This is a genomic window from Bradyrhizobium sp. CCBAU 53340 (assembly GCF_015291645.1).
Lineage (GTDB): Bacteria > Pseudomonadota > Alphaproteobacteria > Rhizobiales > Xanthobacteraceae > Bradyrhizobium.
Map to the genome: position 1 here is coordinate 287,610 of NZ_CP030056.1, position 16,022 is coordinate 303,631.

General features: G+C 59.1%; 17 protein-coding genes. 6 read left to right on the plus strand and 11 right to left on the minus strand.

The window, feature by feature from the left end; genetic code table 11:
- Positions 1–2: 2 nt before the first annotated feature.
- From XH89_RS37945 to XH89_RS37960, 4 genes are all read left to right on the plus strand, one after another.
- Positions 3–929, plus strand: a complete 927-nt coding sequence (locus XH89_RS37945; protein ID WP_128969536.1) for a carbohydrate ABC transporter permease — start codon at positions 3–5, stop codon at positions 927–929.
- Positions 926–1,765 (plus strand): carbohydrate ABC transporter permease, encoded by an 840-nt coding sequence (locus tag XH89_RS37950; RefSeq protein ID WP_128929504.1) that lies wholly within the window; start codon positions 926–928, stop codon positions 1,763–1,765. Before XH89_RS37945 ends, XH89_RS37950 begins: the two co-directional genes overlap by 4 nt.
- 10 nt (positions 1,766–1,775) lie before the next feature.
- The gene (locus XH89_RS37955) at positions 1,776–2,879 is read left to right on the plus strand and encodes an ABC transporter ATP-binding protein (protein WP_128929503.1); all 1,104 of its coding nucleotides are present in this window, start codon (positions 1,776–1,778) and stop codon (positions 2,877–2,879) included.
- Positions 2,880–3,188: 309 nt separating this feature from the next.
- On the plus strand, positions 3,189–3,815 hold the full coding sequence (locus XH89_RS37960; RefSeq protein WP_347338575.1) for an SMP-30/gluconolactonase/LRE family protein: 627 nt from the start codon (positions 3,189–3,191) through the stop codon (positions 3,813–3,815).
- A 477-nt stretch (positions 3,816–4,292) separates the two neighbouring features.
- On the opposite strand, the gene XH89_RS37965 is transcribed toward XH89_RS37960, so the two are convergent.
- Positions 4,293–4,472: a hypothetical protein gene (locus tag XH89_RS37965; protein WP_128929501.1), complete on the minus strand. Its 180-nt coding sequence runs from the start codon at positions 4,470–4,472 to the stop codon at positions 4,293–4,295.
- Positions 4,473–4,791: 319 nt separating this feature from the next.
- Between XH89_RS37965 and XH89_RS37970 the strand changes: the two genes are divergently transcribed.
- Positions 4,792–5,022 (plus strand): hypothetical protein, encoded by a 231-nt coding sequence (locus XH89_RS37970; RefSeq protein WP_128929500.1) that lies wholly within the window; start codon positions 4,792–4,794, stop codon positions 5,020–5,022.
- A 57-nt stretch (positions 5,023–5,079) separates the two neighbouring features.
- Here the strand turns inward: XH89_RS37970 and XH89_RS37975 are convergent, their stop codons facing one another.
- The 6 genes from XH89_RS37975 to XH89_RS38000 all read right to left on the minus strand — a co-directional run bounded on the left by XH89_RS37975 (position 5,080) and on the right by XH89_RS38000 (position 11,738).
- Positions 5,080–5,664: a cyclic nucleotide-binding domain-containing protein gene (locus XH89_RS37975; RefSeq protein WP_237864935.1), complete on the minus strand. Its 585-nt coding sequence runs from the start codon at positions 5,662–5,664 to the stop codon at positions 5,080–5,082.
- A gap of 344 nt (positions 5,665–6,008) precedes the next feature.
- Positions 6,009–7,904 (minus strand): TRAP transporter large permease subunit, encoded by a 1,896-nt coding sequence (locus XH89_RS37980; RefSeq protein WP_128929498.1) that lies wholly within the window; start codon positions 7,902–7,904, stop codon positions 6,009–6,011.
- Entirely contained in the window at positions 7,901–8,926 is a 1,026-nt protein-coding gene (locus XH89_RS37985; protein WP_128929497.1) for a TRAP transporter substrate-binding protein, read from the minus strand. The genes XH89_RS37980 and XH89_RS37985 overlap by 4 nt, the downstream gene beginning before the upstream one ends.
- Before the next feature lie 179 nt (positions 8,927–9,105).
- On the minus strand, positions 9,106–10,116 hold the full coding sequence (locus tag XH89_RS37990) for a transketolase family protein (RefSeq protein WP_188637396.1): 1,011 nt from the start codon (positions 10,114–10,116) through the stop codon (positions 9,106–9,108).
- Positions 10,113–10,964 carry a transketolase gene (locus tag XH89_RS37995; protein WP_128929495.1) on the minus strand — a complete coding sequence of 284 codons (852 nt, stop codon included), beginning with the start codon at positions 10,962–10,964 and terminating at the stop codon, positions 10,113–10,115. Before XH89_RS37995 ends, XH89_RS37990 begins: the two co-directional genes overlap by 4 nt.
- Positions 10,965–10,988: 24 nt before the next feature.
- Complete coding sequence (locus XH89_RS38000; RefSeq protein ID WP_128955190.1) at positions 10,989–11,738, minus strand: SDR family NAD(P)-dependent oxidoreductase; 750 nt, start codon at positions 11,736–11,738, stop codon at positions 10,989–10,991.
- A 109-nt stretch (positions 11,739–11,847) separates the two neighbouring features.
- Between XH89_RS38000 and XH89_RS38005 the strand changes: the two genes are divergently transcribed.
- On the plus strand, positions 11,848–12,744 hold the full coding sequence (locus XH89_RS38005) for a LysR substrate-binding domain-containing protein (protein WP_128929493.1): 897 nt from the start codon (positions 11,848–11,850) through the stop codon (positions 12,742–12,744).
- Positions 12,745–12,822: 78 nt separating this feature from the next.
- Here the strand turns inward: XH89_RS38005 and XH89_RS38010 are convergent, their stop codons facing one another.
- The 4 genes from XH89_RS38010 to pyk form a co-directional block, all read right to left on the minus strand.
- The gene (locus XH89_RS38010) at positions 12,823–13,545 is read right to left on the minus strand and encodes an LrgB family protein (RefSeq protein ID WP_128929492.1); all 723 of its coding nucleotides are present in this window, start codon (positions 13,543–13,545) and stop codon (positions 12,823–12,825) included.
- Positions 13,542–13,922: a CidA/LrgA family protein gene (locus tag XH89_RS38015; protein WP_128929491.1), complete on the minus strand. Its 381-nt coding sequence runs from the start codon at positions 13,920–13,922 to the stop codon at positions 13,542–13,544. Before XH89_RS38015 ends, XH89_RS38010 begins: the two co-directional genes overlap by 4 nt.
- Before the next feature lie 20 nt (positions 13,923–13,942).
- Positions 13,943–14,323, minus strand: coding sequence for a helix-turn-helix domain-containing protein (locus XH89_RS38020; protein ID WP_128929490.1), 381 nt, complete (start codon positions 14,321–14,323; stop codon positions 13,943–13,945).
- Positions 14,324–14,530: 207 nt separating this feature from the next.
- On the minus strand, positions 14,531–15,943 hold the full coding sequence (gene pyk / locus XH89_RS38025; protein ID WP_128929489.1) for a pyruvate kinase: 1,413 nt from the start codon (positions 15,941–15,943) through the stop codon (positions 14,531–14,533).
- Positions 15,944–16,022 lie beyond the last annotated feature (79 nt).

Below are 16,022 nucleotides of genomic sequence, written 5' to 3' on the forward strand. Positions count from 1 at the left end.
TGATGATGACGTTCTCTTTAAGCTTTAATGGCACTGAACATCGCCGCCCGAGCCGGCTCGGGCGTGTGCTCGAGGACCGCCTACCCTATCTCATCGTTGCGCCCGCAATATTGGTTCTTCTCCTCGTCGGCCTCTTTCCCCTCATCTACTCGTTGATCGTGAGCTTCCAGCGCATCACGATGACGGACAATGATACGTCTTTCGCCGGCTTGCTGAACTATGCGGAGTTGTTCAGAGATACCCGTTTGTGGGCATCGCTCGGCCACACCGCGATCATCACAGCAATCGCCCTGCCTCTCGAGCTACTGATCGGCTTCCTGATGGCGCAGCTCTTCATCGACCGCATGCCCGGGCGCCAGCTCTTCGTCGCGCTCTTGGTGCTGCCGACGGTGATCTCTCCGATTGTTGCTGGTGCGACCTGGCGCCTGTTGTTCGACGTCCGCTTTGGTCCCATCGGTGAGATACTCAGCTTTTTCGCCGGCGAACCGATCCGGATCCTGTGGACCGTCAACCCTGCTTACGTCTATCCGGCGATCATCATCTGCGAAGTTTGGCAGTGGTCGCCGTTCATGTTTCTGCTGCTGCTCGCTGCGTTGTCCAATGTCGATCAGTCTCAACTGGAGGCTGCTGAGATCGATGGGGCATCGTATCTGCGCGTGCTTCGCGCGATCATTCTGCCGGCGATCGCGCCCGTGATAGCTGTTGCATGCCTTATCCGCGGCCTCGACCTCGTGCGCATCTTCGACATCATCTGGGCCCTCACCGAAGGCGGGCCGGGCTCGATGACCGAGACGATTTCACTCTACACCTATGTGCAGGGCTTCTCGCAATTCGAAACCAGCTACACCGCCGCGATCTCCTTCCTGGTGATTGCGCTGCTCACTCTCATTACCACGCTTGTCCTCAAGCGCATGGAGATTGCGCGATGAGGCTGATGAAGCTGCCCACCAGGAAGGGGCGCGTTCTGGTGCTACGCTATATCGGCGCCGGCGTCGTCACTTTGCTGTTTCTATTTCCGGTTTATTGGCTGTTTATGATTTCGTTCAAGACGCCGGACGAGATCTATCACGTGCCGCCATTGTGGATGCCTGGGCAGATCCAGTTCTCGAATTATTATGTCCTATTCAAGGATGGTGACGTCATGGCCATCCTGAACAGCCTGATCGTCGCCGGCGTTAGCTCCGCCATTGCCATCATTCTTGGTACCCTATGCGCCTACAGCCTCGCCCGCTTCGGCACGGGTGGCGAGAACCTTGCGATGTGGATCATTTCCCAGCGCATGATCCCGCCGATTGCGGTCGTCTTCCCGATCTTCCTCATCTACGTCTATTTCGGTTTGGTTGACGGCTACTTCGGCCTGATCGTGCTCTATACCGCGTTCAATCTGCCCTATGTCATCTGGATGATGCGGGGTTATATCGTTGATGTTCCGCTCGAGCTGGAGGAAAGCGCCCTCGTCGACGGACTGAACCGATGGCAGGTCATCTGGAAAGTCGTCTTCCCGATGGTGCGCCCGGGGCTCATGGCGACTTCGGTCTTTACTTTCGTGTTCGCCTGGAACGACTTCCTCTTCGCGCTGGTGCTCACGCGTACCGAAGTGATCACTTTTCCGGTCATGCTGACGCACTATTTCGGTGGCCAGTCGAACTTCTGGGCCAAAATCGCGGCGATGTCCGTCCTGGGGACTTTGCCGATCTTCGTCGCAGTTACGGTAATGCAGCGCTATCTCGTGCGCGGCATCTCGCTCGGCGCCGTCAAAGGTTGAGGAGATTAGAGTGGCCGACGTCAAGTTGACCGGAGTGCACAAATACTACGGTAACGTGCATGCCGTTCGGGGACTAGACTTAACCATCAGCGATGGCGAATTCGCTGTGCTCGTGGGTCCGTCAGGCTGCGGCAAGAGCACGCTTTTGCGGACGATCGCCGGTCTCGAAGATCCGGACGACGGCACGATCGCGATTGGCGGCGCTATCGTCAACGATCTGCGTCCGCGCGAACGCAACATTGCGATGGTCTTTCAGAACTACGCACTCTATCCCTATTTAACCGTCAATGAGAATATCGCGTTCGGCCTGCGCGCCCGCAAGACGCCAGAAATCGAGATCAGGAAGCGGGTCAGCGAAGCCGCCGAGATGCTCGGCATCGGCAATCTCCTCCAGCGTTATCCACGTCAGCTCTCCGGTGGACAGCGTCAACGCGTCGCGATCGGACGGGCCATCGTTCGCAAGGCGGATCTTTTCTTGTTTGACGAGCCGCTCTCGAATCTGGACGCCCAATTGCGTGACGAAATGCGAACCGAGATCAAGCGTCTGCATCACGAGATCACCACCACAATGATCTACGTTACACACGATCAGGTCGAGGCGATGACGCTGGCGGATCGTATCGTGCTGCTACGCGATGGAAAAATAGAGCAGCAGGGAGCTCCACTCGAACTGTTCGAGCGGCCGCGAACGGGCTTCGTGGCGGGCTTCCTCGGCTCTCCTTCGATCAATCTCATACCGGCAACCCTGACGGCGATGAATGGCGGGCTTTCTGTCGTTTTCGGTTCCGGAGAGTCCCTGACTGTGCCGCCTGCGAAGGCCACTGCCCTTTCTAGCGTGGCGGGACGTGAGGTCATTGTCGGCATTCGGCCTCAGCATTTCGGCCGAGCCGGCGACGGACCATTGCGCGATGGGGTGGTGCCCTATTCAGCGGTCGCCGATCTCATCCAGCCTACAGGTACTCGTACCTTCACGACCATCAAGATCGGCGGAGTAGACGCAGTCGCGGAGCTGCAAGCACATGATGTTCAGAGCCATGGCGAGCGAATCCAGCTCGCCATCGACCTCAATCGGATGGTGCTGATCGATCCGGCCACAGGCTCGGTCATCGCCTAAGCGCAAGAGTTCGCAAACCCAACAACGGGATGCAGGGGGAAAAGCATGGCATCGAGACTTTTTGCTAGCGGAATCGGAGCGCCCGAGGGGCCAATCTGCCTCCCCGACGGATCGATGTATGTCACGGAGATGTCCGCATCGACGTTGTGCATCACGCGGCTCGATCAGCGAGGCAATCGCAGAGTGGTTCGCGCGACGGGCGGCCGCCCGAACGGACTGACGACGGACGGCCACGGCCGCATCTGGATCGCGGAAGCGGGCCTGCGGGCGCTGATTTGCATCGACCAAGCCGGAAACGAGATCCGGCGCATGCAGGGCGAAGGCGCCGATCGCTTTCTATTTCCGAATGACCTCTGCTTCGGCCCCAACGGACTACTCTACATGACTGATTCAGGCATGGCGGCTGAGGATTTCATCAACGGGCAGGCCTTCGTCGAGGGCTATATGGACCTTGATTGGGACGGCCGCGTCTACGAAATCGATCCCGCGGCCATGAAGGTCCTTCGCGTCCTCGATCGCAAGATCCGATTCACCAACGGGATTGCTTTCGGGCCCGACGACCATCTCTATGCCAACGCATCGTTCACAGGCGAAATCTACCGCTATGACGTACTCGGCAAGCCAATGCCTGAACGTGTTGTTTTCGGCAATGTGCTGCAGCCCGACTCCAATCCTGACTTCAAGGGGCCCGACGGGATGGCTTTTGGCACCGACGGCCGGCTCTATTGCACAGTCTATAATCAGAAGAACGTCACTGTGCTCGACCGCGGCGGCAACGTCGTGGACCGGCTCATGCTGGATGGGCCGCAACCGACAAATTGCGCCTTCACGATTGAAGGCAAGAAGTTGCGCGTGACAGAGGTCGGCAAGGGCCAGGTTGAAGAGCTCGATGTGCCCTGCGAAGGGGTGCCTCTACATCTGCCTAAATTCGGTTAAGGTTGGAAACTCGTTTCCGGTCGGCACGCGGCACTTGGCACAGAGCAACTAGCTGGTGCAGGCCGCAGATGAGTTGGCGGCAGCTCGCGGTCTTAGCATTTCGCGACGGCGCGCCTGGGGCGGATACATACGAGCATGAACAGTTCAAAACAGGAGCTAAGACAAGTGGGGCCGCTGGCTTGCCGAGGATTATGGCCACCGGCCCCGGCGTCAGCTACTTGAAATTGCCCTGCCCCAGGTGCAGTAGCGATAGCTGACAGGCACGAGATGGCCCGGCGGCGGCTCCTCCGCAAATCTCGGCTGCAGTTAACGTAAATGGCAGGGCGCGAGGTGATGTTATGTTTTGTTTTGGTCAGCATGGCGGTGCCGCCAGTTGAAGTGCCGTGATCGTCGCCCACCAGGACGGCCTATGTCGCGGAGCCGCGAACGGAAGTTGGGCAATTACTCGTCCGGCTACGACGCGAGTTGAGTGATTGGTTAGGTCGGAACTCCTTGCGAGCCGTTAGTTGATCGCGAGCGGAGCTCAAACTCTAGCTCTGTCAGCTTTTTGATCAGCTGCTCAATAACCGCCTCGTAATCAGAACGCGTGAGTGAGTTCACGCCACGGGAGGCGAGCTCGTGCTGCAGGATTGTTGCCATCACGGCCTTGACGCTCATAGGACCTCATCTGAAATGATTTCGCATCAAATCTCAAACCAAGGAGACAATCAACAAGGAGGAGGATGGAGCTGGAAGTGTCGCTGCATTCCGATCGATTATCAGCCCCAGGGATGCATACGTACCCAAAAGACTTTGAGCCTGGATATTCGATGCTCCTCCACCAGTTGGCCGATTTGCTGACTCCGCTTCCCGTCTTTGCTTTATGAGCTGGTCAAAAAGCCACCATCAGCTAGCACGAGAGCAGCTCTTGTGGTAATTGCAGTCCATAGGTCCATAGTTTGTTTTTGAAGAGTTTCATTTCGAGGACGATTTGTTCGTGACGATGGTTGCCGTGCTTTGCCAATTTGCATCCGCCGATTGCGTTGATAAGATCGTGACGAGCTCTGCATTCGACAGCACGCTTACTTTCCAGGGCTGCGTTATGAACGGCCAGACAGGGCTGGCCCAGTGGAAAGAAGCGCATCCAATTTACCGCTCAGATACTTGGCATATTCAGCGGCACAAATGCATGCCGGGAGATTACAATATCGCTCACCACAAAGCGTAGAGATCAAAGAAGCTACGCAACGCCCGCCACCGCGGTGTCAGCGAGAGCGTATGCGGTTCATCTAATGTCCCCAGCGCAACGCGCGGACGGGGCTTGCCGGGGCTCTGTTCGCTCGGAAGCATTTGAGCTAAGCCGAGTGGCTACAGGACGAAGAAAGTACAGCGAGAGGCCAGGGTTCCGTTCGCAAATCCTCTTTAATGCGTCGGCCTTGATCCAGAAAAGCTCCAAATCGCTGGCCGCTCGAGCAGATTGCGTGCGGCGGCGTCGATCCACGGCGAACAGCCCAACCTCACCAAAAACCTCTCCTGGATACAAGAGCTTGTCTATTTCGGGAAGCTCGACTTGTCCTGATCCGATGAGATAGAGTGCATCGGCGTGATCCCCTTTCTCGAAGATTGTCTCTCCAGCCTTGATCCGCTGTGTGTGCATGAACGGCTGAAGCCAGTTCGGAGAAAGATCTGTATTAGCGGCGAGCTTGGCGCGGCGTAGTACCAAGACCATGCGGACGAAGTAGGCAGCGTTTAGTGGAAGCAAAATAAAGTGCAGAATCAGCACAGGGTAGATACCGGCGCCAGTGGCATAGACGATGAATGCGAGATTGCTGCAGATGGCGACGGCCCGCAGAGTCAGCATGGTGTGCATGCAGAATGTCACGAGGACGAGCGAAGAGGCCAGATAGCCACAAGCTTCTATCCACGTCATGGCAGCCTACTTTGCTGCTTTAGGCGCAATGAATCACCTGCAAAGCGCGGGCCAAGCGTTCATCAGAAGACGAACGGCTGACGTACCGCCTCAGCCGAGCCGGAGCCTGCTTCGCTCTGTTGGTTATCCAAGGCTGCACGCCGCGCATATGAACCAGTTCACACGCTGATCGGGGCGCTTCGCTTCGCCAGCGTTATAAACTGCTGCCGGTGCCAGCAAGTTCTATCCGCTCGCGTCACTTAAGGTGGCAGCCGATCGCGGTCCGGTCACGGGACCGGATAGTCTTATTTCAGGAAGCCGATAGACAGCCAGGGCACCGCGGCGACGATCAGCGTGCCAATGAGCAGCGCAATCATGTATCCCACGATTGGTCTCATACCGTCGTCCGGGTTAATGCGGCTGATAGCGCAGGCCGCGTAGTAGCCGACCCCAAACGGCGGTGCGAACAGGCCGATGCCCATCGCGAGAACCACGACCATTGCGTAATGGACATCGTGGACCCCAACCTGCCGCGCGATCGGGAACAGGAGCGGACCGAACAAGACGATGGCTGGGATCCCCTCCAGCACGCTGCCTAGAATCACGAAAGTTACGATCGTCACCGCTAGGAAGACGGGGACACCGCCGGGAAGGCTGGTCATGAACTTGGCAAGCGAGGCTGAAAATCCCGACTGGGTCAGCGCCCAGGCCATTCCTGTCGCGGCGCCGATGATGAGCAGAATCGCGCCCGACAGGGAGGCCGTCTCGACCAGCATAGGATAGATGCGTCGCCAGTCGAACTGGCGGTAAATGAGGAGACCGGCGCAGGCCGAGTACAAGATGCCGATGGTCGAGACCTCCGTTGCCGTTGCAACGCCTTCGACGACGGCGGTCCGGATCACGAAAGGCAAGGCGATCGCAGGAAGAGCAATGACAAAGGCTCGGCCGATCTCCCGCCCAGTCGCCCTTTTGACGTGAGAGAGGTCCTCGCGCCGGTAGCGCCACCACACGATCGCCCCGAGCATAACTGCGAGCACCACGCCCGGGAGCAATCCGCCGGTGAATAGCGCGGAGATCGACACGCCCGTCACCGAGCCGATCGTGATCAGAACCAGCGACGGCGGAATCGTTTCGGTTTGCGCCCCCGTGGCGGCCAGCAACGCAACGAGGTCGCCGGGTTTGGCGCCACGCTGCCGCATCTCGGGAAACAGCACAGGGGCCACGGCCGCCATATCTGCCGCCTTGGACCCTGAGATACCGGAGACCAGATACATAGCCCCGACCAGGACGTAGTGCAGCCCGCCGCGGACGTGGCCGAGGAGACTTGCGAGGAAACCGACCATTGCGCGAGCCATGCCCGTCATCTCGATCAGCAGGCCCAGGAAGACGAAAAGAGGCACGGCGAGCAGGATCAGATGGCTCATCCCTTCATCCATCCGCCCGATCATCACTACGTCCGGCGTGCTCGTCGTAAGCGTGAGATAACCCACGGTGGCGAGACCGAATGCAAAGGCAATCGGAACGGCGGCAAAGACCATCGCACCGACAACAAAGACGAAGAAGATCAGAAGGTTCAGATTGCCGAGCGGCTTAAAAACCGGCGCGAGCAGCACGAACGCAAGGATGAGACCGGCGACGATCGCTAGAGAGGCCAACAAGCTGCGTAGATTGGCAATTCGGCAGAGCCGGAGGGCCGCGGCGATCAGCATCAGCCCAATTCCGATCGGTAGCGCCGCCGCACGCCAAGTGTTGATGATCTCCAGCGCCGGCGTGGTGACGAAGGCCTCGTCGGCGGCAAATTCATAGGCCGGCCAAACGACGAGCAAAAGAAACGCCAGCGAGGCTGCGGCCGCCACCACGTCCAAAAACGCACGCACCTGGGCACTGAGCACGCCGACGATGGCTGTCATACGCATGTGCTCGCCGCGCTGGAAAGCAATGACGGAGCCGAGCATGGCAAGCCAAAGGAAGAGAATACCGGCGAGTTCGTCGGACCAGACGATGGGGGAGCGGAATACGTATCTGCCTACGATTCCTGCGGCCAGGATTGCGACTTCGGCCAGGACGAGTAGCGCGGCTGGGACCGCGACGAGGTGGCCCAACATCGTGTTCGCTGTTACCGCCCAATGTCGGGGACCCCGTTCAGTCGAGGCGGTCGCTCCACCGTCATCAGCATGTGGAGCGTGGCTCACGCTGCTCATGACAGCTGACCCGCCGCTTTTTCGAGCTGCGACCACGCCTCCTCGCCGAATTTGCCCTTCCAGTCGGAGTAGAAGCTAGTCTTGGACAAGGCTTGTCGGAAGGCGGCGCGATCGACTTCGATAAATTTGAGACCTTTGGCCGACAGATCGGTGCGCAAGGACTGGCTGAGCTTTGCGATATCAGCCCGCTGATCGACGGCGGAGCGATCTAGTTCGCGGGTCACGACCTCCTGAACATCCTTCGGTAAGCGCTCGAATGCGCGCTTGTTGGCGAGGATCCAGTATCCGTCCCAAACGTGCCCGGTCAGGCTGCACGTGCTTTGCACTTCGTAGAGGCGGGCGGTTGCAATGATCGGCAACGGATTCTCCTGGCCGTCCACGACTTTGGTCTGTAACGCGGAGTAGACCTCGTTGAAGTTAATAGGCGTCGGGCCGGCTCCAAGCGCCTTGAAAAGCGAGGTCAAAAGCGGCGCCGGGGGGACGCGGATCTGGAAATTCTTTAGATCGTCAGGGCTGCGGATCTCACGTCCGGAAGAAGTCACCTGACGAAAGCCGTTATCCCACGCTTTGGAAACCGCCATGATCGGAGTTTTGGCAATCTGCGTCCGGATGTAGGTTCCGAGATCTCCGTCCATAGCTTTCCAAACGCTATCGTAGTCAGTAAACGCGAAGCCGGTGTTCACCAGGCCCGCACTTGGGACCAGGGTGGCGAGGATCGAAGAGGACTGATTAAAGAATTCGACGCCGCCGCTGCGGACCTGGGTCATGAGCTCGGTGTCGGACCCGAGCTGGTTGGCCGGAAACAGCCTGATCTCGAGCCGGCCACTGGTAGCCTCTAGAATGCGTTGGATGGCTTCCTGCGCGCGGACGTTCACCGGATGCGTCGGATCCTGGCCGGTTGCAAATTTATAAACGAATTCGGCCGCAGATGCCGGTCGAGTGAGAATTGCGCAGAGAGGTACGGCCGTTGCAGCTTTCAACAGGGAACGCCGGCTGATATCTCTGCGTTTCGATACGCTCATGTCTTCCTCCTCGTTCTATTTACCTAGCGGTGGCGATCTCAGCGCAGGCGGCGCAGCCGTTCCGCTCATTCGTGTGCCCGCGTCTTGAGTGCCGGCATTTGGGCAAAAGCCAGCGTTCGCCGCTGCAAGGTGCGGCGGGCAACGTTGAGTACAGCTTGTTGGACCTCAGCCCAGCGGCGCTAAAGCCACTGTTTGATTTGCCTTGCGACCTCTGCGGTGGAAATCCCGTAACGGTCGTGCAGCGTTGGAAGCGCGCCGGCGTCGAGAAATTCGTCCGGCAATGCGATCTGGCGGAAAGGCGGATGTGCCCCAGAACGCAAGAGGAGTGCGGCAATTGCTTCGCCGAGGCCACCAATGGTCGTGTGATTTTCGGCAACGACGACAAGCCGTGCCGGCTTGCTGGCCTCACGCAGGATAGTCTCTGCGTCGAGGGGCTTGATGGTTGGAACATGCAGCACCGCTGCATCCACGCGGTCATCCTTCAAAGCTTGGACGGCCTCGAGTGCCCGCATGGTCATGATGCCGGACGAGATGATCAGGACGTCCTTGCCATCACGGATCAGCTTGGCCTTTCCAAGCTCGAACTTATAGTCGTATTCATCCAGAACGACAGGCACCTGGCCGCGCAGCAGGCGCATGTAGACTGGACCTTGATGCGCGGCTATGGCTGGCACCACCTGCTCGATTTCACTGGCATCGCAGGGGTCGATCACCGTCATATTTGGCATGGCCCGAAACAACGCGAGATCCTCGGCGGCTTGATGACTTGGGCCATAGCCCGAGGTCAGGCCGGGCAAGGCGCAGACGATTTTCACGTTGCGGTCTTCCTCCGCAATGGTCTGATGAATGAAATCGTAGGCGCGCCGCGATGCGAACACGGCATATGTCGTCGCAAAGGGCATGAAGCCCTCTGCGGCGAGTCCGGAGGCTGCTCCGAACAAAAGTTGCTCGGCCATGCCCATCTGGTAATAGCGGTCTGGAAATTCCTTGGCGAAGATGTGCAGGTCGGTGTATTTGCCGAGATCGGCGGTCATGCCGACCACCTCTGGCCGGCTCCGTGCCAGTTCGACGAGTGCATGTCCGAACGGCGCTGGCTTCGTCTTTTGGCCCTCGGCCGCAATCGAGGCGATCATGGCAGAGGTGGTTAGGCGCGGCTTGCCCGCTTGCGGTGCTGATCTGACGGTCTTCATGCCTGCCTCCCGGCTTCCAGCGCGGCAAGGGCAAGTTGCCATTCGTGCTGCTCGACGCGAATGAAATGGTTCTTCTCGCGCTGCTCGAGGAAAGGAACGCCCTTCCCCATGAGGGTGTCGGCGACGATCATTCGCGGCTTCGGCTCGGGATGCGACTTTGCACGGTCGAATGCTGCGAGCACGGCATCGAGATCATTGCCATCGATACGTTGTACGAACCAGCCGAATGCCTGGAGCTTGTCGACCAAGGGTTCGAAGGCCATGACTTGCGTCGAGGGACCGTCGGCCTGCTGGTTGTTGACATCGACAATGCCGATCAGGTTGTCCAGCTTGTAGTGGGCCGCCGACTGGATGGCCTCCCACACGGAGCCCTCGTCGAGCTCGCCGTCGGAGAACAAGGTGTATACCCGCGCCTCGGACCTTTTGCGTTTGAGGCCAAGGCCCATGCCGACAGCAATGCTGAGCCCGAGGCCGAGCGAGCCACCCGACATTTCCATTCCGGGCGTGTAGGAGGCCATGCCCGACATTGGCAAGCGGCTCTCGTCACTGCCATAGGTCTCAAGCTCTTCCTCGGGGACGATCCCCGCTTCTATCAAAGCCGCATAAAGCGCAATAGCGTAGTGCCCGTTTGAGAGCAGGAAGCGATCGCGTTCCTCCCAGGTCGGATCCTCCGGCCGATAGCGCATCGCGTGAAAGTAAGCCACGGCGAGAACGTCGGAGATATCGAGCGCCTGAGCGATATAGCCTTGGCCCTGAACTTCCCCCATGCGCAGCGCATTGCGGCGAATGTTATAGGCGCGGTCCGCCAGCTTGGGCGTGTTGGTCAACGTTTTGGTCGGCGCTTCCATCGATCTGGACCTTCTCTTGCTGGCTCAGTGGATGAGCATGCCGCCATTGACGTCGATCACGGCACCAGTGACGTACGCGGAGAGATCGGAGGCCAGAAAAGTGTAGATGCCGGCGACATCTTCTGCGGTGCCGAGACGATTGAGTGGAATGCCTTCCAGAATTTTCGCACGCATTTCATCAGTCAGCTTGCCGGCCGTGATATCGGTGCCGATCAGGCCAGGCGTGACGCAGTTGACGCGGATGTTGTCAGGACCGAACTCGCGAGCCATGGCCTTGGCTAAACCAAGAACGCCGGCTTTCGCTGCCGAATAGTGTGGTCCCCCAAAAATTCCGCCGCCACGCTGGGCCGACACCGACGACATGCATGCGATCGATCCGGACTTCCGCGCACGCATATGCGGGATCACGGCCTGGGAGAGGAAGAGAACGCCTTTGAGATTGACGTCTTGAATGCGATCCCAATCGGCGGCTGATATGTCCAGGAGCTTCACCGGCTGGGTAATGCCGGCATTGTTGATCAGTATATCGATACCACCGAATGCCTCGACCGCGCTTGCAACTGCCCGCTCGCAGGACGATTTGTCAGCGACGTCGCAGCGCAAACCGAGGTGTTCCTTGCCAAGAGTGGCTGCTGCCCCTGCCGCGGCTCCGGCATCGATATCGAGGATTGCGACCCGAGCGCCCTCGGAGGCAAACCGCCGGGCGGTGGCGAGCCCGATCCCCCGCGGCGAGGCCGCGCCCGAAATGATGGCTGTCTTCCCGCTGAGCAGCATCAGTTCCTCCCGCAAATTGTTTTCCTTGACAATGCTAGGAATGACCCTCGCTCTCCGCGCCGACAAGCGCACAGTTGTCATGGGTCGATGAATCTGGTTCACTTATGCGATGCTCTCGAATGTTCCGATATCGGCAATTCGCGCCTTTGAGGCGGCGGCCCGCACCGGATCGTTTCGCGATGCGGCGAATGAGCTTCACCTGACGCCAAGTGCAGTCAGTCATGCAATCCGTAAGCTGGAGGACACGCTCCGGACCGTTCTCTTCGAGCGCAGTGCACGCGCGGTGCGGCTCACGCCGGCCGGCGAGAACCTGATGCGACATACCGGCGCTGCATTCGATCAGCTCCGCCGCGGCTTGGAGGAAGTCGCTGCTCGTGGTCCGCAGTTGGTGCGGGTTCACTCCGCTCCGAGCTTTGCAGCGCAATGGCTAACGCCACGACTGGCGCAGTTTCTTGCAGCCCATCCGAAGCTAGAAGTTCGCTTGGCTGCCAGCACAGACTATGCGCGTTTCAGTAACGATGATTTCGATGTCGACATCGTTTACGGTCCGCCGAGGGCGGAGGGCGTCGAGATTGTTCCTCTGCCAGAGGAAACAGTCACTCCCCTATGCTCCCGGAAGCTTGCAAAATCAATCAAGAAGCCGATCGACCTCCTGGATCAGACATTGATCCGTTCAGACGTGAAGCAAGTTCAATGGCATCAGTGGTTCGCCGCCAATGGATTGGAAGCTCCAGCGATTCACGGCATGAGATTCGATCGAAGTTTCCTGGCGATTGCAACCGCCGCCGAAGGACTGGGAGTAGCCTTGGAATCAACGCTTCTAGCGGAGCGCGAATTGGCTAGCGGACGACTGGTTGCTCCATTGGCCGGCCGCGCAACCGATATTCGATACGTCGGTCACAGGCTAATTTATCCGCGCGCCAGCCGGCAACGCTCGGCGGTGCGCGCTTTTGCCGATTGGATCGTCGCCCAGCTCGGAGGCGAAGCTAGCCTTTCCTCCCAGTAAGTATCGCTCGTTGCCGCGATGGTTTGGCTATCCGAAAAAGTGAGGATGGGCCTCGTCAGAACGGCCATGCGCGGTGGCTTATCGCAACAATTGTGTGACTGCGAGAGGGACGAGCAAAGACGTAACCAGCGCGTTCAGGCTCATCGCAATCCCCGAGAACACGCCCGCAACCTCGTCCACCTGAAACGCTCGCGCGGTACCAATGCCGTGCGCGGCGATGCCCGCGGCAAAACCACGCGCACGAAAATCAATGATACCACTCCAATTCATCAATGGCGTGACAATGATCGCTCCCATGATCCCCGTGAGGATCACCGCGACGGCGGTCAGAGAAGGGTCGGCGTGCAGTGTTTCGCTGATCCCCATTGCGACCGCGGCTGTCACGGACTTAGGCGCAAGGGACAGTACAACATCGCGCGGCAAGCCTGCAGCTTTCGCAAGCAGCACAATCGACGCGGCCGCTGTGACCGAGCCCACAACGAGGGCTGCCAGCATTGGCACGATCGAGGCAAGGACGATCCTGCGGTTCTCGTAGAGCGGGATAGCGAGCGCGACTGTGGCTGGGCCGAGCAAGAAATGTACGAACTGCGCTCCGCTAAAATAGACCGGATATGGCGTGCTGGTCACGAACAGAAACACGCCGATGATCCAGACCGCGTGGAGAACAGGATTGGCGAGCGGATGTCGGTGGAGGGCAAGCGACAGCGCTTCCGAGACTGCATAAACCAGTAAGGTGATCGTCAGCCAAAGCAGAGGCGATTGCGACAGATAGACCCAGAGCGAGAATGCATGGTCCTTCATGGCGCCTCATGACCGAACAGCCGGCTGACCAGGCGAAACGTTAGCACGGTCGCGAGAAGGGTCACTACGACGGAAAGGGCAAGAATCAACACAATTGCTATCCCATGAGCATAAATGAGATCGAGTTTTTCCACGACACCCACGCCGGCCGGGACAAACAGGAGAGACAGATTGTTGAGCAGCCCCCTGCTGGCAGTCTCAACGCCGCCGTTTCGCAGCGGTCCTTGAGCGATGATTGCGAAACGGTCACGGACGAGCAGCAAAATCAACAGCAGCAGGAGCCCGACGACCGGACCAGGCAGCAGCAGGCCGAACCCGCGCGTAATGGCCTCTCCGATCAATTGGCAGAGGAGGATAAGACCGAGACTTGCCAGCATGGGGCACCTGAGTAGCACTTTCACACGAGGAGAAGCTGCCGGAAGCTCAATTTTGTTGATTCTTGAGACCGGCGCTGCCCTCCTGCGCTGCAAAAAAGATAACGATTGATAGCCATCTCGATTTGCCGATGGAGCGTCATCGCGGCTGAACACCGGGGCTTGCCTACGACCGGAAGGGTAACTTTGATTCCTGCATCGACAAAGGTCTTTCTCAAGCTTTCCCTCTGCGCGTCGGACATTGGTGTGTCGCTGTACTCCTCGATCCGCCAGATGATCGCCGTGGAGACGCACACCCGCTGGGCCACTTCCTTGACGGACCAGTTCAACAGGCCGCGGGCGGCACGCAGATGCCTGCCGCTGAGGCCCTCATGCCAGCGATACAGCCCGTCTGCTCGCTGCAAGCGGCATTCGACTAAAAAGGCTGTGCGGTTTCGACCGAAACCGCCCATCCGCGCAGAGCTGCCTCGTGGTCGTCAGGCAATGTAAGCTCCTGGCCGGAGTTGCAGCCGGGCTTGGAGCATCTCGTGCACGACCATGCGTAGAGCCTCGCCGCAGTCCGGATCGACATCAAGATGGCTCGACAGACGTTTCAGGGCGAACGGACTGTTCTAGCAGACAGCAACGCGTACGTTGTTTGTCGCGCCTATTTGTCCGAATGGGAGGCCAAAGACCACGACGGCCAAGTCGCCGGACCGCACATAGCCTTCCCGTTGCGCTGCCACGGCCGCGATCCGGGTTATTTCTTCATGGCCGGAGGGATCGCTGGCCACGACACTATGGACGCCCCACAACAGGCACATGCGTCGCGCCACAATGTCGTCTGGCGTCAGAGCAAGAACGGGGATCGGTGGTCGTTTGCGCGAAATGCGGGCTGCGGTCGTCCCGCTCGCCGTGAAGCCGATGATGGCTTTGGCCTCGATCGTGGCGGCAAGATCTGCGCCTGCCGCTGCGACAGCGTGTGGAGGGGTAATCTCTTCGTCGACTTGCGCAGCCCTGATCAAGGAGCGATAGAGACGATGTTGCTCCGTACTCCGGATGATACGATCCATCATGGCGACGGCTTCGGCCGGATAAGCGCCGTTTGCCGTTTCGGCTGATAGCATCACAGCATCGGCTCCATCATAGATGGCGGTCGCAACATCGGAGGCTTCCGCGCGCGTCGGCGTCGGCGCTGCCACCATGGAATCAAGCATTTGGGTTGCGACGATCACGGGCTTTGCGGCCATTCGGCAAGCACGAATGAGCTCTTTTTGTCGGCCAGGCACGTTTTCCGGGGGAATCTCGACCCCAAGATCGCCGCGGGCGACCATGAGGGCGTCGGACAATTTGATGATATCATCGATGTGATCAAGCGCCATTGGCGTTTCGATTTTGGCGACGAGGCCGGCTGCCTCACCGATTAGAGCTCGTGCCTCAATCAGGTCTGAAGGCTTCTGAACAAAGGACAAGGCAACCCAGTCGACGCCCAGCTCTAGGCCGAAGACGAGATCGTCACGATCCTTCTTGGTCAGGGGGTAGATATCAAGCAACGCTCCCGGCACGTTTACGCCTTTTTGATCGCGGATCGTTCCACCGACAATGACGCGCGCTATCATGTCGCCATCGCCTGGCTTTTCGAGGCTTAGGCGAACACGGCCGTCATCGATGAGCAGATTTTGACCTGGATACGCAGCTACAAAGATCTCCGGATGTGGCAGAGGGATCGCCTGCTTTCCGCCTCTTGCTCCGTCCAGAACAAAGCGGACCGTTTCGCCGGCCTGCAGCGTGAGCTCACCCTCTTCAAGCGAACCGATGCGCAGCTTCGGGCCTTGCAGATCTTGTAGCACGCCGATGGGTCGGCCGAATTCGCGCTCGAGCGCGCGAATGGCGGTAAAGGCGCGCGCGTGATCGTCTTTGGTGCCATGACTGAAGTTCAGGCGGAATGTATCGGCACCTGCAAGATCGAGAGCACGGAGTTGGTCGAGCTCGACGGTTGCCGGGCCGATGGTTGCGACGATCTTGGCATGGCGCGAGCGGCGCATCAAAAATCAAACCCCTTGGATGAGCCGCCTTCGAGCCAGCCGCTCCTGGCGAAAGCCAATGCTTCGTCGATCACGCGCT